Raw genomic sequence first — 19,647 nt, forward strand, 5'->3', positions numbered from 1 at the left:
GAGTAAAGGGGGCAATTTATGAATTCGTGTGAGAAAAGACAATTTGAGCTGTGTCCAAAATTTGAGAAAACATTTGATATGTTAGGAAAAAAATGGAATGGTTTAATTATTGACGTCTTGCTTGAAGATGGGACACAACGATTTGTGGAATTAGCAAATAAAATACCAGAAGTTAGTGATAGAGTATTAGTAGAAAGATTAAAAGAGCTTGAAGAAAAAGGGATTGTATTGAGACAAGTTCACCCTATTGAGAAGAAACGAATTGACTATTCATTAACTGAAAAAGGTGAGTCTTTAAGACCTGTGATGATGGAAGTGCAAAACTGGGGAGAAAAATGGATGTAAGAATCATCTTGACGTTCGATTTTATTTCTTGTACACTCTAATTATATAGTAAAAACGTTATAGGAAAAGAGTAATTTAGGATGTTTCTCATTCAGGGAGGCTTGTCATAGACTGAAAACAAGCTGTGAAAACACTAGATGAAGTTCACTTCCTTAGTTGTTTGAATAGCAAACCGGTGATGAGTATCATCGTTAACAAATAAAGATGCGTCAGCATAAAAATTGGATGGTACCACGAGACATCGTTCCTTTTATACAAAGGAATGGTGTCTTTTTTGTTGAATTAAGAAAGGATGAAAAAAATGGAGATCAAAGAAAAATTAGAAACATTACGTAAAGAGTTTGTCGAAAAAATTTCTCAGGTAGACTCTTTAGATAGCTTAAATACAATACGTGTTGAGGTAATGGGTAAAAAAGGGTCAATGACAGAAATCTTAAGAGGGATGAAAGATTTATCAAATGAAGAACGTCCTGTTGTTGGAAGTTTAGCTAATGAGATTAGAGACATGTTATCAACTCAAATCGAAGAAAAAAAACAATCTCTTGAAGAAAAAGCATTAAATCAAGCATTGCTAAATGAAACAATCGATGTGACACTTCCTGGAAAAGTATCTAACACAGGAACACCTCATATTTTAACGCAAGTGATGCAAGAGATTGAAGATGTCTTTTTAGGTTTAGGGTATGAAATCATTGAAGGTTATGAAGTAGAAAAAGACTATTATAACTTTGAAAGAATGAATTTACCAAAAGATCATCCTGCTCGAGATATGCAAGATTCATTTTATATTACTGATGATATGCTGTTACGTACTCATACATCACCAATACAAGCACGAACTATGGAAAAACATGACTTTTCAAAAGCACCACTTCGCATGATTAGTCCAGGTAAAGTATATCGTCGTGATAGTGATGATGCGACTCATAGCCATCAGTTCCATCAAATTGAAGGATTAGTTGTTGATAAAAATATTACAATGGCTGATTTAAAAGGAACATTGGAAGTATTACTTAAAAAATTATTTGGTGAAGACCGTAATATTCGTCTAAGACCAAGCTACTTCCCATTTACAGAACCTTCTGTTGAAGTGGATATTAGCTGTTTCAAATGTGGTGGAAAAGGATGTAACGTTTGTAAACACACTGGCTGGATTGAAATTCTAGGTGCTGGAATTGTTCATCCCAGTGTGCTTGAAATGTCAGGTATTGACTCAAATGTGTATAGTGGATTTGCCTTTGGATTGGGGCCAGATAGAGTGGCAATGCTGAAATATGGCGTAAATGACATTCGTTATTTCTATCAAAATGATGTGAGATTCTTAGAGCAATTTAAGGTAAAGGGGTAGAGTGAAATGTTAGTTTCTTATAAATGGTTACAAGAATTAGTTGATGTAAAAAATATTTCAGTTGATGAGTTGGCTGATAAAATGTCACGTTCAGGGATAGAAGTTGAAGATGTAACGATTCCTGAAAACGGATTGAAAAAAATTGTTGTTGGAGATGTTAAGGAGTGTGTGCCACATCCTGACAGTGACCATCTATCAATTTGTCAAGTAGACGTTGGAGAGGATGAGCTATATCAAATTGTCTGTGGTGCACCAAATATTACTGCAGGTAAAAAAGTCATCGTAGCTTTACCAAATTCTCGCATTGCAGGTAATGTGAAAATTAAAAAAGGAAAAATGCGTGGCGAAGTGTCATTAGGAATGATTTGTTCACTACAAGAATTGGGATATGCTGATAGCGTGGTTCCAAAAGAATATTCAGAAGGAATTTACTTTTTACCAGATAACGCGATTCCAGGTGAGCCAGTCTTTTCATACTTAGACATGGATGATGCTATTATCGAGTTGTCTGTTACGCCAAATAGAGCGGATGCTTTAAGTATGATAGGTGTGGCATATGAAGTTGCGGCCATTTATGACCGAGACATTACATTGCCAACTGTTTCTATCAACGAAAACCCAGATGAACAAGTTGAAAATTATGTATCAATTAACATTGACGATAAAGAAGATGTTCCATCATATGGCATGAAAATCATTAAAGATGTGACAATTAAAGAAAGTCCAATGTGGCTACAAACTCGTTTAATGAATGAAGGCATTCGCCCAATTAATAATATTGTTGATGTAACAAACTACACGTTATTATTATTTGGTCAACCACAGCATGCCTTTGATTATGATAAGTTAACATCAAAAGAAATTTATGTTCGACGAGCAACTGACAAGGAAAAATTGACCACACTAGACGGTGTTGAGCGTGAGTTAACGACAGAAGACTTAGTTATAACTAACGATAATCAACCGGTTGCATTAGCAGGTGTGATGGGTGGAGAAAATACTGAAATAACCAATATAACGACAACTATCGCTTTAGAAACAGCTGTATTTAACGCTACTCGTGTTCGTCGTACAGCTAGAAGACTTGCTTTATCAAGCGAATCTAGTCGACGTTTTGAGCGTGGTATTAACTGGTCAGTAATACGTCAGGCAAGTGAATTCTCTGCCAATTTAATGGCTGAACTTGGTGGAGGGACGATTGTAACAGGTGAGGCATTGGTTCAATCTGAGACACCAAAAGAGCCGACTGTATCTATCACATTAGAAAAAATCAATCGTTCATTAGGAACGGATTTAACTGCCATGGATGTTGAAAAAATCTTTTTACAATTAGGTTTTGAAGTGTCTTTAAGTGGGAAAACATTTGATGTGACGATTCCATTAAGACGATGGGATATTACGATTCCTGCTGATTTATTGGAAGAAGTGGCTCGTATTTATGGCTATGATAATTTACCGTCTACACTACCAAGTGGTTCTTCATTACCAGGTAAATTAACGTTTAAACAACAAATGATTCGTCATACAAGAACATTACTTGAAGGAAAAGGATTAACTGAAGCAATTAGTTATGCTTTAACTTCTCCTGCTTCAGCAGTTGAATTTAAACTTGAGTCGGAGGATAAGGATGATACGGTAGTTCTTGATTTTCCAATGAGTGAGGAACATTCAGTCTTAAGACAAAGTTTAGTGAGTGGTTTGTTAAAAGATGTGTCTTATAATATTGCTAGAAAAGCTAATGGTGTGGCATTCTATGAAATAGGTCATGTATTCAACTGGGTAGACAAATCTGATTTACCAAAAGAAACGACTCATTTAGCCATGGCTATGACAGGCGTTTTACGAAAAAAAGATTGGAAAGAATCACAAGAAGTGGTTGATTTTTACACAATCAAAGGTATCACTGATTCCTTGATGAGCTTCTTAGGTCTTGAGAAATCAGTAGTTTACCAACCAACACATAGTTTAAAAGAGATGCACCCAGGTCGTACAGCTAATATCATTATTGATGATGTGCAGGTTGGATTTGTTGGTCAAGTTCATCCTAAAATTTCAAAAGAGATGGATTTGAAAGAAACATATGTCGTTGAACTTGATTTAGATAAATTATTTGAATTTGTTCCACAAGATAATGACTATAAAGAAGTTGGAAAATACCCATCCATCAAACGAGATATCGCCTTATTGGTTGATGATTCAGTGTCACATCAACAAATTGTTGACGTTATTGAAAAAAATGGTGGAAAAAATCTTAAATCGATTCACCTATTTGATTTATTTACTGGTGAAAAACTAGGTAAAGGGAAGAAATCATTGGCTTATTCTTTAGTATTCCAAAATGATGATCAAACATTAGTTGAAGATGATGTCGTTTCTGTGATGAAAAAAGTAGAAAAATCGTTAGTTGAAGAGCTATCAATAGAAGTAAGATAATAAGAAAACAACTAGTACATCAAGATAAGTGTACTAGTTGTTTTTTTATAAATGAAAGAAAATCCAATAAAAATTTGGTATGATATAGTAGGATAAAATTTAAAGGAGAATGTAATGGAGATGAGACAAGTTTTTAGGAGATTATTTGTGGGAATAATCTTTTTAAGTTTTTTTATGTTGGGAGATGTAACGAAAGCACAAGAAATGCCTAGTATGATGGACTTGGTACAAGAGTCAGGATTTACGGTGAATGAGGCTGATAAACCTAAAGGAGCAGTACTAATAGATGCGAACACTGGACATTTTCTATGGGGGGAAAACCCAGATACGACTCATAATCCAGCAAGCATTATGAAACTAATGGTCGTTTATTTAGTATATCAAGCGATAGAAGAAGGAAAAATGACACTCGATACAACAGTTGAAGCAACTGAACGCTATGTGGCTATTTCTCAAATCTATCAGTTAAGCAATAACAAAATTCAACTAGGTGTGTCATATCCAATAAAGGAGTTACTAAAAATGGCGGTGGTTCCATCCTCCAATGTGGCGACTGTTATGTTGGCGGATTTGGTTGAGCCAAACGCTGTCTTAATGTTAGAAAAAATGAATCAAACCGCTAAAGAACTAGGTATGACAAATACAAAAATAGTTAATATAACTGGAGCAGAAATTAGTGCATTTCAAGGAATGTATGCAGCACAAGGCGTTGACACAACAACGCTTGAACCAATGGCATCTAATGTCACAACAGCAAGAGATCTGGCGACATTTACCTATTTTTTATTGTCAAAATACCCAGATGTATTAGCTATTACACAGTCCCCAAAGGTAACATCAATGGCAGGTACACCTTATGAAGAGACGTTTGATACGTATAATTACTCATTACCGGGATTAGAGTATGCTTATGAAGGTGTTGATGGACTAAAAACAGGCTCTAGTCCATCTGGTGGGTTTAATATAGATATGACAGCAAAACAAGGCGATTTAAGATTAATTGCTATTGTGCTAGGTGTCGGAGATTGGGCAGATCAAACAGGTGAGTACAAAAGACATCCTTTTGCTAATGCAATGCTTAATTACGGATTTAACCAGTTTGAATACAAAGAATTATTAAGTAGTGGCGAGCACGAAGTTGATGATAAAGTGGTTACTATAGATAAAGGATTGTATGATATCATCCAAAAAAATAAATCATATACGTTATCATTAAAGGATAACTCTCAATTAACTGTTGATAATGGGCTTGAAAAAATTTCTGATCGTATTCCTAATGTGAGTGTTTCTTATAAGGAAAAAAAGGAACATACTGTAAAAAAGGTTTTACAGAAAACGACAGGTGAGAACTTTGCCAAAAAAGTTCCAACAAGTAAAGATGGGGTGATCAATGTGTTAAAAAAACATTGGAAACTGAGTATCGTTGCTCTTCTCAGCGTAATTTTTTTACTATTTTTAATATTATGGTATATTAAAAAGAGGAATCGACAAAAAAGATTAGATGCTAGAAATCGAGGAAAACGACGTATCTAATTTGTCGAAATAATAAGGAGGATGTAATGATGATTGAACAGACTTACTATACTCTAAAAGATGGTAACACTATCCCAGTAGTTGGTTTTGGAACATGGCAAGCAGAAAATGGTGATGTGGCAAAGCAAGCTGTTAAAACAGCATTAGATGTAGGCTATCGTCACATTGATACGGCTATGATTTATGGCAATGAGATAAGTGTTGGTGAAGCGATTAAAGAAAGTGGTATTTCACGTAGTAATCTATTTATTACTACGAAATTATGGAATAGCGATCATTCTTATGAAAAAGCAAAAGAAGCGATAGATGAGTCACTTGATAGATTGGGATTAGATTATCTAGACTTATACTTAATTCACTGGCCTAATCCTATTGAGTATCGTGAAAACTGGAAAGAAGCTAATTCGAGTGCTTGGCGAGCAATGGAAGAAGCTGTTCGAGAAGGCAAAATAAAAAGTATAGGTGTATCTAATTTTTTACCACATCATATAAAAGCACTAGAAGAAACGGCAGAGATTCACCCAGTAGTGAATCAAATTTATTTGAATCCTAGTGACCAGCAAAAGGAATTAGTATCTTATTGTAAAAACAAGGATATTTTATTAGAGGCTTATAGTCCACTTGGTACAGGTGATATTTTTAAATTAAGTGAGATAGAAGAGATTGCCAAAACGTATGAAAAAACTGTGGCACAAGTGGTATTACGTTGGTCATTACAAAAAGGCTTTTTACCATTACCCAAATCAGTGACAGCAAGTCGTATTAAAGAAAATTTAGAGTTGTTTGATTTTGAGTTATCTGAGTTTGATATGGGGATAATTGATTCATTACAAGGCAAAGCAGGATCAGCTAGAAATCCTGATGAAGTATCGTTTTAAAAGGCTCTTTACTAGAGAGCCTTTTTTCTTCATTTTTTTATAAAAAAGAGTGGGTTAGGAGAGATTGATGGAAAAGTTATTAAAAATTATATCCAATCGGGCAGTCATCATTGTATTATTAATTCTTTTACAGTTAGGTGTTTTGTTTGCGATTGTTTTTAGGTTCCAAAATTATTTCGTTTATTTTTATACATTCTATTTGATTGTATCTAGTGCTGTTGTTATAAAAATAATTAATAGTCGAAGTAATCCAGCATATAAAATCGCTTGGATTATACCCATCATGCTGATACCAATTTTTGGAACGATTATTTATTTAGTTTTTGGGCGTGTTCGTTTTAGTAAAAAAGAAAAAATGAAAATGGCTATTATTCAAGAACGCGAACGATTAGCTAATGAGTATACTGTTCCTAAGACCATTATTGATGATGGAAATAAAAATGCTGTTATTCAGTCAAATTATTTAACTAAGCATGGAGAGGCTGTTTTATTTGAACATACAACAAGTCAGTATTTTCCACTTGGTGAACAAGCATTTGAGGCGATGATTGATGATTTAGAAAAAGCGGAACGTTATATTTTTATGGAGTATTTTATCGTTCAAGAAGGTAAGATGTGGGACACTATCCTTGAAATAATGATACGAAAAGCAAAAGAAGGGGTAGACGTGCGTTTTATTTATGATGATTTTGGTTGCTTATTTAATTTACCTCATAATTATGATAAACAATTAAGAGAACAAGGAATAAAATGCTGTGTTTTCAATCCTTTCATCCCTGTACTGTCGCCAATATTTAATAATCGAAATCATAGGAAAATTACTGTGATTGATGGAAAAATTGCCTATACAGGAGGTATCAATCTTGCCGATGAATACATTAATACAGTTGAGCGCTTTGGCCACTGGAAAGATAATTCAATTAAAGTTGTCGGTGAAGCTGCATGGGGATTTTCATTATTATTTCTCTCAATGTGGGATTTTGTAAACTCGACAGAAAGTGATATTGAGGTATTTATTCCAGCCTTCAAACCAGCAGAATTGCCGGAAAATGAAGGATACTATCAACCGTATGTTGATTCTCCATTTGATAGAGAGACAGTCGGTATGAATGTTTATCTTAATCTTATTACCCGTGCGACAGATTATATATATTTTACAACACCTTATTTGGTCATTGATAATTTATTGATGGAAGCATTATGTAATGCGGCTAAAGGTGGGGTTGATGTGCGCATTATTACCCCACATATTCCAGATAAATGGTATGTCCATGCAGTGACAAAATCCAACTATGCTCAATTAATTGAAGCCGGTGTTAAAATATATGAGTATACGCCAGGCTTTATCCATTCGAAAACGTGTGTGGTAGACGGATTATATGCAACAGTAGGAACGGTTAATTTAGATTATAGAAGTTTGTTTTTACATTTTGAATGTGGTGTGTGGATGTATAAAACAAATGGTGTTGATGAAGTCTTGAAAGATCATCTAGAAACTGAAAAATTAAGTCAGTTAATCACATTAGAGCAAGCAACTAACGTATCATTTCCAAGGAAAATAGTGCGTGCATGTTTATCTGTTTTTGCCCCATTATTGTGATTAAATTGTTATATAAAAGCGAAAGAGTGAGAAAAAGTATGCAACCAATTTATTTAGATCATGCAGCAACAACGCCAATGGCAAAGGACGTTATCGAAGAAATGTCGCGTGTTATGTCAACGATTTATGGCAATCCCTCCAGTGTTCATCAGTTTGGACGACAAGCTGAATTTGAATTAGATAGTGCTCGTGAAGTTGTTGCAAAATCAATCCATGCAAAGCCAAGAGAAATTGTATTTAACGGTGGAGGATCAGAAGGTGACAATACAGTTTTACTAGGAGTTGCTAGGCAATTAAAAGAAAAAGGTAATCACATTATTACCACAAATATAGAGCATTCGGCTGTAAAAAAACCGTTAGAGACATTAATGAGTGAAGGATTTGACGTGACTTTTTTGCCAGTTGATAGTTGTGGGAAAATAACAGTGGAACAATTAGAACAAGCGTTAAGACCTGAGACAATACTTGTATCAGTGATGTATGGTAATAACGAAATAGGGACACTTAATCCAATAAAAGAAATAGGTCAGTTATTAAACGAAAAAGATGTGTTATTTCATACTGATGCTGTACAAGCATTTGGAACAGAATTGATAAATGTTGATGACTTATTAGTTGATTATCTGACAGTATCGGCTCACAAAATAAACGGGCCAAAAGGTGTTGGATTTACATACATTAAAAGTAACAGACCAACGCCAGTTTTAATCCAAGGTGGTGACCAAGAGGAAAAAAGACGTGCTGGGACTGAAAATTTAGCTGGAATTGTTGGGATGAAGACAGCTATTTCTCTACTGACTCCAGAACAAAAAAAGCTTAACCAGGAAAAATATCAGCTATTCCAAAACATTATTTTAAAAATGTTAGAGGATAATGATATCACCTATGAAGCAAATGGCGATTTAAAGAATAAGCTACCTCATATTTTAAATATTTGGTTTAAAGACGTTCCAAATAACATTTTATTATCTCGTTTGGACTTATCTGGCTTTGCTATTTCAATCGGTTCAGCATGTAGTGCTGGAGATGTTAAACCTTCTCGTGTTATACAGGCGATACATCCAGAGAATTATCTAGCACCAAATGAATCAGTGAGAATTAGTTTTGGTATAAATATAACGGAAGAAAATATACAGGATTTTTCAACGGTTTTAATAACAACGATTCAATCAATTTTGAAAAAATAGTTGGTATTTGTAAACAGATTCATTATAATAAGGGTATCAAGTTTATAGGGGGGATAAATATGTCATTTTTAGAAAAAGCAACAGTGGAAGGATGTCCACAGTTTTATAAAATTAATCCAAAGGCACGTGCTTATACATTTAAAGATTATGGGTTTCAAGTAACATCATCTGGAAATTTACAATTAACCAGACATTTAGATATTTCGCCACAAGCAAAACAAAGTCCAAAATTAAAAATAACAGTGGCCAAAGATTTGAAAACATTGAAGATGTCTTTAACCACACCTAATGGCTTAAAGGCGATTAATATCTTTAAGTCTGATGATCAAAAAGATAAACAAGATCAATTTTATTATATTATGGATGATTTAATATCATTTGATTGCATTGAAAAAGCATAATACAGATAGAAAGAATTGTCATAGGGCAGTTCTTTTTTTGTGTTTAAGAGATGATTTTATTTAACAAAAACGCTATAATATAGTGACTGAAAAAAATACGACCTTCAAATCGTAGTAGATTTTCAGAATCTATAAAAAGAAATGATGGTGAGACGTTTGACAGATAATAGTCAAATTAAAGTAGTAGTAGGTATGAGTGGTGGCGTGGATTCGTCCGTTACAGCATTGATACTAAAAGAACAAGGTTACGATGTCATCGGTGTGTTTATGAAAAATTGGGATGACACGGATGAAAATGGTGTCTGTACGGCAACTGAAGACTATAAGGATGTAGCCAAAGTGGCCAATCAAATTGGTATCCCTTATTATTCTGTAAACTTTGAAAAGGAATATTGGGATAGAGTATTTGAATATTTCTTAGCTGAATATAAGCGTGGAAGAACACCAAATCCTGATGTGATGTGTAATAAAGAAATTAAATTTAAAGCCTTTTTAGATTATGCGATGCAATTAGGAGCAGACTATGTGGCAACAGGTCATTATGCTCAAGTTGTAAGGGATGAAGAGGGCGTTTCTCATATGTTACGCGGGGTAGACCAAAATAAAGATCAAACTTATTTTTTAAGCCAATTATCGCAAGAACAATTATCTAAAACTATGTTTCCTTTAGGACATATGGAGAAAAAAGAAGTTCGTGAGATTGCTGAAAGAGCTGGATTAGCGACAGCGAAAAAGAAAGATTCAACGGGCGTTTGTTTTATTGGTGAAAAGAATTTTAAAGAATTTTTAGGGAAATATTTACCTGCTCAACCTGGAAAAATGATGACATTAGAAGGTGAGATTAAAGGAGATCATGCTGGATTAATGTACTATACCATTGGTCAAAGACAAGGTTTAGGAATTGGTGGAGGACAAGGTGAGTCAAGTGAACCATGGTTTGTAGTTGGAAAAGATTTATCAACAAATACTTTGTATGTTGGTCAAGGTTTTCATCATGATAATTTGTATTCAACACACCTTGAAGCAAGTCAAATTCACTTCACCAAAGAGACACCTATACCAAAAGAGTTTAATTGTACCGCTAAATTTAGATATAGACAACAAGATATTGGTGTACGAGTTGTGTTATCAGATGATCAAACACAGGCGACAGTATATTTTGATGAACCAGTTAGAGCGATTACACCAGGTCAAGCAGTCGTTTTTTATGATGGAATGGAGTGTTTAGGTGGCGGTTTAATTGATGTAGCATATTTTGAAAATAAACAACGTCATTATATTTAGTTAAAAAAACATTTGACAGAATGTTTTTAATACGATATAGTTTTGTGTGTAAGAAAAATAGATTAGTTAGGTGAGGCTCCTATACAAACATAGGCTACTGCCCAAAAATGTCGAGAGACGCCAATGGGTATAACAGAGATGATCGATATAAGGTTTTCTTTAACGTAGCTAAAGTTAGTCATAACTTTTACGTTGTATAGTGCTAAAACTCAACGATTGGATCTCACAAGTTTTTTTGATGTGTCTTCATGCCTTTCGTCGAGTTTTTTGACGAGAGGCATTTTTGCGTAGTCTAATCAAGAAAGGAGATAAATCTTAACAGTTTAAAAAATAACAAACAAAGGAGATGGAAACACATGGAAGATAGTAGTCACGGTCGAAGTTACAAGGGTCAAGAAAAGTGGAATCACAAACAAGTTTATTATTATCTATCTGTTTCTACCTTCAGAAGATAAGTCATAGCTTGTAACCCACTTCTCAAAAAGACCCATAAATTAAGGGGGAAGACACATGATACATACAAATTGGAGTGGCATGCTCTTTTTTATGATCGGGTGTTTCTTATGGATACAACAAGTGGGAAAGAAGGTTACAACAATGGAAAGAAAAGAAATCGTTAATTACAAATTTTTTGCACAAGCAAGTATAGAAAAATTATTTTCAACATTTAAAACAAGCCTTAGTGGTATTAATTACAACGAAGCAGAAGTATTAAGAGATGAATTTGGTGAAAATGTTATTTCACATAAAAAGAAAACACCATTTTTTGTTGAAGTTTTAAAAGCATATTTTACACCGTTTACGACAGTTTTATTAGCATTAGCCATTATTTCATTCATTACAGATTATGTGATTGTTCCAGTAGATGAAAAGGATCTAACTGGTGTATTAATTATTGTTGCAATGGTTGTATTAAGTGGAACAATGACACTTGTACAATCAGTCAAGTCTAACAATGCAGCTGAAAAACTTAGCAATATGGTAAAAGTTACGGCGACTGTTCTTAGAAAAGGTGAGGAATTAGAGTTACCTATCGAAGAAATTGTATGTGGAGATATTGTGAAATTATCAGCTGGAGATATGTTGCCAGCGGATGTACGTTTGGTAAGAACAAAGGATTTGTTTGTATCTCAAGCAGCAATGACAGGTGAAAGTTATCCAGTTGAGAAAAAAGATACATTTACTATGAGTAAAAAAGATGCTGAAACAGATTATGAAAACATCGCATTTATGGGGAGTAATGTTATCAGCGGTAGCGCGATTGGCCTTGTTATTGCTGTTGGAAATGGCACTTTATTTGGACAAATTGCCAAAGATGTGTCTGAAAAGCACACGATTACAAGTTTTGATGTTGGCATTTCAAAAACATCATGGTTATTAATTCGTTTTATGATGGTAATGGCACCAACTGTATTTTTAATTAATGGTTTAACAAAAGGTGATTGGTTAGAAGCATTTCTTTTTGGTCTATCTGTTGCAGTAGGATTAACACCTGAAATGCTACCAATGATTGTGACAACGAACCTTGTAAAAGGTGCGTCAACTATGGCAAAAAAAGGAACAATCATTAAAAATTTAAACTCTATTCAAAACTTTGGTGCCATCGATGTGTTGTGTACTGATAAGACAGGGACATTAACTCAAGATAAAATTATTTTAGAATACCATTTAGATGTTGATGGAAAAGAAGATGATAGAGTTTTAAGACATGCCTTCTTTAATAGTTATTATCAAACAGGTTTAAAAAACTTAATGGATAAAGCAATTATTGAGTCAGCTGAAGAAGAATTAAACATGAATGTGAAAGCTTATCAAAAAGTTGATGAAATTCCATTTGATTTCCAACGTCGTCGTATGAGTGTTGTGATTGAAGATGCGTTTGGAAAAACACAAATGATTACTAAAGGTGCTGTTGAAGAGATGCTTGAAGTATCAAGCTACGTTGACTATCGAGGTAGTGTGGTACCATTGACAGAAGAAATTAAGTCAACCATTCTTAAAACAGTGGATGAATTAAATGAAGATGGGTTACGTGTGATTGCCGTCGCTCAAAAAACAAATCCAAGTGTCGTCGGTGAGTTTTCGGTAAAAGACGAGAGTGACATGGTGTTAATAGGCTATCTTGCATTCCTTGATCCACCAAAAGAAACAACGAAAGATGCTTTAAAAGCACTTAAAGAACATGGTGTGGGAGTGAAAGTCTTAACAGGAGATAATGCGTTAGTAACTAAATCAGTGTGTAAACAAGTTGGATTAAAAGATGAAGAACTTATAACAGGAACTGAAATATCTCGTATGAACGATGTTGAATTAAAAGTAATCGCTGAAAAGTACAATATTTTTGTTAAGTTGACACCATCTCAAAAAACACGTTTAGTTAAAGTATTACGTGATGCTGGTCATACAGTTGGCTTTATGGGTGATGGTATCAATGATGCACCTGCTATGAAAGAAGCTGATGTAGGTATTTCAGTAGATACAGCCGTTGATATTGCTAAAGAAAGTGCGGATGTTATTCTATTAGAAAAAGACTTAATGGTGTTAGAACGAGGTATTTTAGCAGGACGTACAACGTTTGGTAACATTATGAAATATGTCAAAATGACAGCAAGTTCAAACTTTGGTAATATGTTCTCCGTTGTTGTGGCAAGTATTTTCTTACCATTTTTACCAATGTTGCCTCTACAATTATTATTCTTAAATTTAATTTATGATATTTCTTGTATGTCAATTCCTTGGGATAACATGGATGCAGAGTACTTGGAAGAACCAAAAAAATGGGATGCAAGTCGTATCGGATCATTTATGAAATGGCTTGGGCCTACTAGTTCAGTCTTTGATATAACAACCTATATATTAATGTATTTTGTTATTTGTCCAGCAGTTGTTGGTGGCTCATATCACTCTTTAGGTGCTGAACAACAAGCATTGTTTATTGCTGTGTTCCATGCTGGATGGTTTGTAGAATCATTATGGTCTCAAACCTTAGTTATTCATACGTTAAGAACACCAAAATTACCATTTATTCAAAGTAGAGCATCATTTATTTTAACAACTATTACATCAATCGGTATTGCAATTGGTTCATTCTTACCATTTACTTCATTTGGGCAAGACTTAGGGTTAATGCCTTTACCGGGTCAATACTGGGGTTATTTAGCGTTAACAATCGTTGCATACCTTATGTTAGTTATGGTTATCAAAAAAATCTATGTAAAACGTTTCGGAGAATTATTATAATAGAAAAAAGAAATGAGCGAGAGCTTGTTTCTTTTTTTTGAACACGTTAAAATAGATAAGTCGTAAGATTTGTCAATTTAAACATTTTCACATAGTCTATATGTAAAGAGTAAAAGAAGGGCGGATATATAGATGTATCAAGTTATTCAGACTTATAGTGAAGATGAGCCTTGGTGGTTTTTTGAAGAATGGGAAAAAAACATAAAATCAGAAATGATGTTTGATAAATTTCATGATGCAGAAGAAGAATTCATGAAACAATATGACACGTTAAAAAATAACTATGAAGAGGTTCGATGTAAAGATCCTTATCTCGTTGCGTTTTGGAACGATGAAGAATATGTGTATTGTGAAGATTGTGATGAAGATTTACAAGCTTATAGAGGCTTAATGCTTGTAAGTGAGTATAAAAAAATTGATTTAGGAGATAATAATTCAGATGAAACAACTGGTAATAGCAGAAAAACCAAGTGTTGCCAGAGATTTAGCCAAAGTGCTAGGGGCAACAAAGAAAAGTAAAAGTTATATAGAAGGCGATAAATATATCGTAACGTGGGCATTAGGTCATCTATTAGGCTTAAAAATGCCTGAAGATTATAATAAAGATTGGGCAGAGTGGAATATGAATACTCTGCCAATGATACCAGAACGTGTAGGCATCAAGCCACTTCCTAAGACACGTCCACAACTAAAAGCAATTAGTCAATTGGCTAATCGTAAAGATGTCTCTGAAGCGATTATTGCAACAGATGCAGGGCGTGAAGGAGAGCTAGTTGCACGCTGGATTTTACAGTACGTTAAATTTAAAAAACCAGTGAAACGTTTATGGATTTCTTCGCAAACAGATAAAGCGATTAAACAAGGGTTTAAACAGTTAAAACCAAGTAAAGAATATGATAATTTATTTTATTCAGCTATTGCGCGAGCTGAAGCTGATTGGTTAGTTGGCCTAAACGTGACACGTGCTTTGACAGTGAAATATAAAGACAGCCTATCAGCAGGACGTGTCCAAACTCCAACACTTGCAATGGTAAGAAAGCAAGAAGAAATCATTGAAAAATTTAGACCGGAAACCTATTTTACGTTAGATGCTGATTATGAAGGTGTTGTTGGTCATCTAGAACTTAAAAATCCACGTCAATATAAAGAACGTGAAGAGTTAGAAAAATTGGTTTCGTCATTTGAGGGGCAGTCACTCATAGTTGATGATATTAAAGTGAAAGAAAAGACAGAACATGCGCCTCTTCCATATGATTTAACAGAAATTCAACGTGAAGCAAATCAACGTTACCAATATTCTGCTAAAAAAACATTATCAATTATTCAACGATTGTATGAAACGCATAAAATTGTGACTTATCCAAGAACAGATTCAAAACATTTGACCACTGATATGAAATCAACCATGAAAGAAAGATTGACCGCAGTCACACAGATGTCACCTGAATTAGTGAAACGATTAGTCAAAGATGGTGCAATCGTTAAACAACAAAAGGTCTTTCAAAACGCGAAAGTAACAGACCATCATGGACTGATTCCAACTGAACAATCAGCTCGACTTGAAAAATTAGACAATGATGAGTTAAAAATTTATCGTATGATTGTCGAAAGATTTTTAGGATTGTTTTTACCACCGTATAAAGTATCAATTGAAACAATAACAGCCAAAGTTGGACAATCAGTGTTTGTATTTAAACAGCAACGAATACTTGAGCCAGGTTGGAAGCAAACACAAGATACGCCTAAAACGGGTGTCAGTTTTAAAAAAGGAATGGCGATTAAAGCTGTTTATAAAATTAATAAACAGTTAACGACACCCCCTAATCCTTTGTCTGAGGGTACTCTACTTGGCCAAATGGAAAAACATAATTTAGGAACACCCGCAACACGTGCCGAAATTATTGAAAAACTAATCAGCTCAGATTTAATTGAACGTCAAACCAATCGTTTAGTGGTCACAGCAAAAGGAAAACAGCTTCTGCAGTTAGTTAACCCATCACTTGTGACACCAGAGTTGACACAACAATGGGAGCTTTCTTTAGAAAAGATTGCTAATGGTGATCTTAAACATCAAGTGTTTATAAAAGATATCGAAAAAGAAACAACTCGCTTGGTTAAAGAAATCAAGATGAGTGAAGAAAAGTATGTCGATCATTCATTAACCAATAAAACCTGTCCTGATTGTGGTAGTCAGTTGAAAGAAAAGAACACAAGAGATGGAAAAATTTACGTGTGTAGTAGTGAAACGTGTCACTACAAACGACGTAAAGATCCAAAAGTATCTAATAAGCGTTGCCCACAATGTAAAAAGAAAATGATGATATTAGAAAACAAAAATGGATCATATTTCAAGTGTGGTGGCTGTCAATACACCGAAAAAATGCAAAGTGGCTCAAAAGGCAAGAAAAAAATCTCGAAACATGAAGAAAGAAAATTGATTAAAAAATACAAGCAATCAGAAGAGATCGAAAGTCCACTTGCGGCAGCATTAAAAGCAGCTATGAAAGGGGATTAAACAAAAAGGAATGACATTCAGGATTATCCTTAATGTCATTCCTTTTTACTATATATTAAGTACTTTATTTAAGAAATCTTTTGTTCTATCATGTTGTGGGTTTTCAAAGACTTGTTCTGGTGAACCATCTTCTAAGAAGTTACCACCATCAATGAACATCACTCGATTTGCTACTTCTTTGGCAAATCCCATCTCGTGGGTAACAATGACCATCGTCATACCTTGTTTTGCTAAATCTTTCATGACGTTTAGTACATCACCGACCATTTCTGGGTCAAGAGCAGACGTTGGTTCATCAAACAGCATAATATCAGGGTTCATTGCTAACGCTCTGGCAATCGCCACACGTTGTTTTTGGCCACCAGATAATGACTCAGGATAGCTATCTTTTTTATCAGCTAAGCCAACTGATTCAAGTAGACTAATGGCTTTTTCGTTGGCTTCATTTTTAGATAATTTTCCTAAATCCACTGGAGCTAATGTGATATTTTCTAAGATAGTTAAATGCGGAAATAAATTAAAATGTTGAAATACCATTCCAATATGTTGACGAACTTTATTGATATTTGTGTTTTTATCTGTTAGATTTGCGCCATCGATAATAATATTTCCACTGCTAATTTCTTCTAATTGATTTAAACAACGTAGAAAGGTACTTTTACCAGAACCAGATGGCCCGATAATACAAACAACGTCGCCCTCTTTAATAGAAACATTAATATCATTTAATACGGTATTTTCACCGTATTTTTTTATTAGATGCTCAACTAATATTTTCTCAGCCATTTATTTCACCTTCTTTTCTAAAACTTTAGCTAATTTTGTCAGAGCAGTAATAAGTACCAAATAAATCACAGCAATCATAAAATAAACCATAGTACTTTGTAAGTTTCTCGCAACAATAATTTTTCCTGCTTGAAGCAATTCGATTAATCCAATGGCAGATAAGATAGTAGTATCTTTTAATGAAATAACAAATTGATTAACAAATGATGGGATCATAATTTTGATTGCTTGAGGGAGAATAATTTTTTGCATCGTTCTATGATAAGATAACCCTAAACTTCTAGAAGCTTCCATTTGACCATTAGGAACAGCATTAATCCCCCCACGTACAATCTCAGATAGATACGCACTTGAATTAAGTGTCAACGTAATCACTCCGGCTAAAAAGACAGGAATGTTGAATCCTAAAATACCAGGCATACCAAAATAAATAAAGAATGCAAGAACCATAAGTGGAATACCACGAATAAGATCAACATAGATAGTAGCGATAATACGAAGTGCTTTGGATGGTGATACGCTAAACAGTCCAATGATAATCCCAATAATTAGTGCTAAAATAAATGATATCAGAGTAAGTTTAATGGTCATCCACAAACCATTTAGTAGGCTTTTCCAATTATTTTTTATCAAACCAGCAAAACTCGTTTCATCAACAACAGTTTCCTCACTTGCAGTATCTTTACCTGTTGAAATATACTTGTCGATAATTTTGTCATATTCTCCGGAGGCTTTAAGATTTTTAAGACCGGCGTTAAATTTTTCAAGTAATTCTTGATTTTGCCCTTTTTTAACAGCGAAACCATAAGCACTACCTGTTTCTTTTTCGCCAACTAGTTCTAAAGCTTGTCCATTAGTGATAGCATATCCTAACACAGGGTAGTCATCAAAAATAGCAACTGTTTCACCATTTTCTAGTGATTTATAAAGGCCAGTCGCATCGTCAAAATTTTTAATTGTGTAACCGTATTTTTTTTGATTTTTTTCAAGGAATGCAGCACTCTCAGTTCCTACTTTTGCTGCGACGGTTTTGCCTTTTAGATCATCATAACTCTTAATAGAGGTATTGCCTTTTTTAACAGCCATAGAAATACCACTATCAAAGTAAGGATCTGAAAAATCAAATGATTTTTTTCTTTCATCAGTAATGCTCATTCCAGCAACCATCCCGTCAACTTGATTTGACTGAACAGCTTGAACAGCGCTATCAAAGCCTAAGGGTTTTAAATCAACCTTAAATCCTTGGTCCTTGGCAATCGCGTTGATTAAGTCTACATCAATTCCAATATATGTTCCACTTGAATTCTGATATTCAAAAGGAGCAAATGTTAAATCTGTTCCGATTGTGTATGTTTTTTCTTCTGCTTTGACATTTATTCCAACTACTAGACACAGTAGAGTGGTAAATAAAGCAATGATTGAAAATAAAGAATATTTATTTTTCATAAAGTTTCTCCTTTTTTTCTATGTTTTTCTATTTTTTTCATTATAAATTAAAAAAATAGAAAAACACAAATTTTATGTCATATAATCTAACATAGAATATGTGCTTTTTACAAAAAATACTAAAAAACGGTTTGATTTTTAAAATATATTTTTTTGTAAACCTTTATCTATAAACTACTTCTGCACCAAATGGCATCAGAGCAAGTTTTGCTAGTTTAAAAGATTGTTTACCAAAAGGAATCCCTATGATTGTGATACATAATAAAATACCACTTGTAAGGTGAACAAATGCTAAAGGAAGGCCGGAAATAACTAGCCAAATAATGTCTACGATAAATGACAGGCCACTCCCATTGTAAACAACATCCTTTCCAAAAGGCCAAAGTGATAAACCAGCAATTTTAAAGCATTGTAAACCAATTGGAATCCCTAAGATTGTCAGGCACCATAGGCAACCAGCTACAAACCAAGATATACCTCCAGCTAGACCACCAAAAATAAACCAAATAATATTCCCTATAACTGTCATGTTTATTCTTCTTTCTATATTTAGTTGTAATTATAAAAGTATTTTATCCATCATCATGATAGAATGTAATTAAATGATTATAACATAGACATAAAGTGTAAACAAAGGAGAATTGATAGTGG

Annotated in this window: 15 protein-coding genes and 1 riboswitch; of the genes, 12 read left to right on the top strand and 3 right to left on the bottom strand. The window is 34.0% G+C overall.

The genetic code is table 11. From position 1 onward, the window contains the following. Positions 1–18: 18 nt before the first annotated feature. From JNUCC83_RS03140 to JNUCC83_RS03195, 12 genes are all read left to right on the top strand, one after another. Positions 19–345: a winged helix-turn-helix transcriptional regulator gene (locus JNUCC83_RS03140; RefSeq protein ID WP_454460782.1), complete on the top strand. Its 327-nt coding sequence runs from the start codon at positions 19–21 to the stop codon at positions 343–345. Positions 346–646: 301 nt separating this feature from the next. Next, positions 647–1,693 (top strand): phenylalanine--tRNA ligase subunit alpha, encoded by a 1,047-nt coding sequence (gene pheS / locus JNUCC83_RS03145; RefSeq protein ID WP_454460783.1) that lies wholly within the window; start codon positions 647–649, stop codon positions 1,691–1,693. A gap of 6 nt (positions 1,694–1,699) precedes the next feature. Continuing rightward, entirely contained in the window at positions 1,700–4,126 is a 2,427-nt protein-coding gene (gene pheT / locus JNUCC83_RS03150; protein ID WP_454460784.1) for a phenylalanine--tRNA ligase subunit beta, read from the top strand. Between the two features lie 147 nt (positions 4,127–4,273). Next, the gene (locus JNUCC83_RS03155) at positions 4,274–5,659 is read left to right on the top strand and encodes a DUF1958 domain-containing protein (RefSeq protein WP_454460785.1); all 1,386 of its coding nucleotides are present in this window, start codon (positions 4,274–4,276) and stop codon (positions 5,657–5,659) included. A 26-nt stretch (positions 5,660–5,685) separates the two neighbouring features. After that, on the top strand, positions 5,686–6,537 hold the full coding sequence (locus JNUCC83_RS03160) for an aldo/keto reductase (RefSeq protein ID WP_454460786.1): 852 nt from the start codon (positions 5,686–5,688) through the stop codon (positions 6,535–6,537). Between the two features lie 67 nt (positions 6,538–6,604). Beyond that, complete coding sequence (gene cls / locus JNUCC83_RS03165; RefSeq protein WP_454460787.1) at positions 6,605–8,137, top strand: cardiolipin synthase; 1,533 nt, start codon at positions 6,605–6,607, stop codon at positions 8,135–8,137. A gap of 38 nt (positions 8,138–8,175) precedes the next feature. Beyond that, entirely contained in the window at positions 8,176–9,324 is a 1,149-nt protein-coding gene (locus tag JNUCC83_RS03170) for a cysteine desulfurase family protein (RefSeq protein ID WP_454460788.1), read from the top strand. A gap of 59 nt (positions 9,325–9,383) precedes the next feature. Beyond that, entirely contained in the window at positions 9,384–9,725 is a 342-nt protein-coding gene (locus JNUCC83_RS03175; RefSeq protein ID WP_454460789.1) for a cysteine desulfurase, read from the top strand. Between the two features lie 156 nt (positions 9,726–9,881). Beyond that, positions 9,882–11,009 carry a tRNA 2-thiouridine(34) synthase MnmA gene (gene mnmA, locus JNUCC83_RS03180; protein ID WP_454460790.1) on the top strand — a complete coding sequence of 376 codons (1,128 nt, stop codon included), beginning with the start codon at positions 9,882–9,884 and terminating at the stop codon, positions 11,007–11,009. Between the two features lie 55 nt (positions 11,010–11,064). Beyond that, positions 11,065–11,237, top strand: a riboswitch (M-box (ykoK) riboswitch). Between the two features lie 369 nt (positions 11,238–11,606). Then, entirely contained in the window at positions 11,607–14,249 is a 2,643-nt protein-coding gene (mgtA, locus tag JNUCC83_RS03185) for a magnesium-translocating P-type ATPase (RefSeq protein WP_454461317.1), read from the top strand. A gap of 132 nt (positions 14,250–14,381) precedes the next feature. After that, complete coding sequence (locus JNUCC83_RS03190) at positions 14,382–14,768, top strand: DUF1033 family protein (protein WP_454460791.1); 387 nt, start codon at positions 14,382–14,384, stop codon at positions 14,766–14,768. Continuing rightward, a complete protein-coding gene (locus tag JNUCC83_RS03195) occupies positions 14,689–16,764 on the top strand; it encodes a DNA topoisomerase 3 (protein WP_454460792.1) in 2,076 nt (691 codons plus the stop codon). Before JNUCC83_RS03190 ends, JNUCC83_RS03195 begins: the two co-directional genes overlap by 80 nt. A gap of 48 nt (positions 16,765–16,812) precedes the next feature. Here the strand turns inward: JNUCC83_RS03195 and JNUCC83_RS03200 are convergent, their stop codons facing one another. The 3 genes from JNUCC83_RS03200 to JNUCC83_RS03210 form a co-directional block, all read right to left on the bottom strand. Next, positions 16,813–17,550, bottom strand: a complete 738-nt coding sequence (locus tag JNUCC83_RS03200) for an amino acid ABC transporter ATP-binding protein (RefSeq protein WP_454460793.1) — start codon at positions 17,548–17,550, stop codon at positions 16,813–16,815. Then, positions 17,551–18,996 carry an amino acid ABC transporter substrate-binding protein/permease gene (locus tag JNUCC83_RS03205; protein WP_454460794.1) on the bottom strand — a complete coding sequence of 482 codons (1,446 nt, stop codon included), beginning with the start codon at positions 18,994–18,996 and terminating at the stop codon, positions 17,551–17,553. It lies immediately after the preceding gene. A gap of 163 nt (positions 18,997–19,159) precedes the next feature. After that, positions 19,160–19,525 (bottom strand): YccF domain-containing protein, encoded by a 366-nt coding sequence (locus tag JNUCC83_RS03210; RefSeq protein WP_454460795.1) that lies wholly within the window; start codon positions 19,523–19,525, stop codon positions 19,160–19,162. Positions 19,526–19,647: the final 122 nt, after the last annotated feature.

The sequence above is a fragment of the Vagococcus sp. JNUCC 83 genome (genome assembly GCF_053667615.1).

Excerpts from the sequence above, each read along its gene's own strand:
- JNUCC83_RS03140 (WP_454460782.1), top strand. The coding sequence starts at position 19 with ATGAATTCGTGTGAGAAAAGACAATTTGAGCTGTGTCCAAAATTTGAG.
- pheS (WP_454460783.1), top strand. The coding sequence starts at position 647 with ATGGAGATCAAAGAAAAATTAGAAACATTACGTAAAGAGTTTGTCGAA.
- pheT (WP_454460784.1), top strand. The coding sequence starts at position 1,700 with ATGTTAGTTTCTTATAAATGGTTACAAGAATTAGTTGATGTAAAAAAT.
- JNUCC83_RS03160 (WP_454460786.1), top strand. The coding sequence starts at position 5,686 with ATGATGATTGAACAGACTTACTATACTCTAAAAGATGGTAACACTATC.
- cls (WP_454460787.1), top strand. The coding sequence starts at position 6,605 with ATGGAAAAGTTATTAAAAATTATATCCAATCGGGCAGTCATCATTGTA.
- JNUCC83_RS03170 (WP_454460788.1), top strand. The coding sequence starts at position 8,176 with ATGCAACCAATTTATTTAGATCATGCAGCAACAACGCCAATGGCAAAG.
- JNUCC83_RS03175 (WP_454460789.1), top strand. The coding sequence starts at position 9,384 with ATGTCATTTTTAGAAAAAGCAACAGTGGAAGGATGTCCACAGTTTTAT.
- mgtA (WP_454461317.1), top strand. The coding sequence starts at position 11,607 with ATGGAAAGAAAAGAAATCGTTAATTACAAATTTTTTGCACAAGCAAGT.
- JNUCC83_RS03190 (WP_454460791.1), top strand. The coding sequence starts at position 14,382 with ATGTATCAAGTTATTCAGACTTATAGTGAAGATGAGCCTTGGTGGTTT.
- JNUCC83_RS03195 (WP_454460792.1), top strand. The coding sequence starts at position 14,689 with ATGAAACAACTGGTAATAGCAGAAAAACCAAGTGTTGCCAGAGATTTA.
- JNUCC83_RS03200 (WP_454460793.1), bottom strand. The coding sequence starts at position 17,550 with ATGGCTGAGAAAATATTAGTTGAGCATCTAATAAAAAAATACGGTGAA.
- JNUCC83_RS03205 (WP_454460794.1), bottom strand. The coding sequence starts at position 18,996 with ATGAAAAATAAATATTCTTTATTTTCAATCATTGCTTTATTTACCACT.
- JNUCC83_RS03210 (WP_454460795.1), bottom strand. The coding sequence starts at position 19,525 with ATGACAGTTATAGGGAATATTATTTGGTTTATTTTTGGTGGTCTAGCT.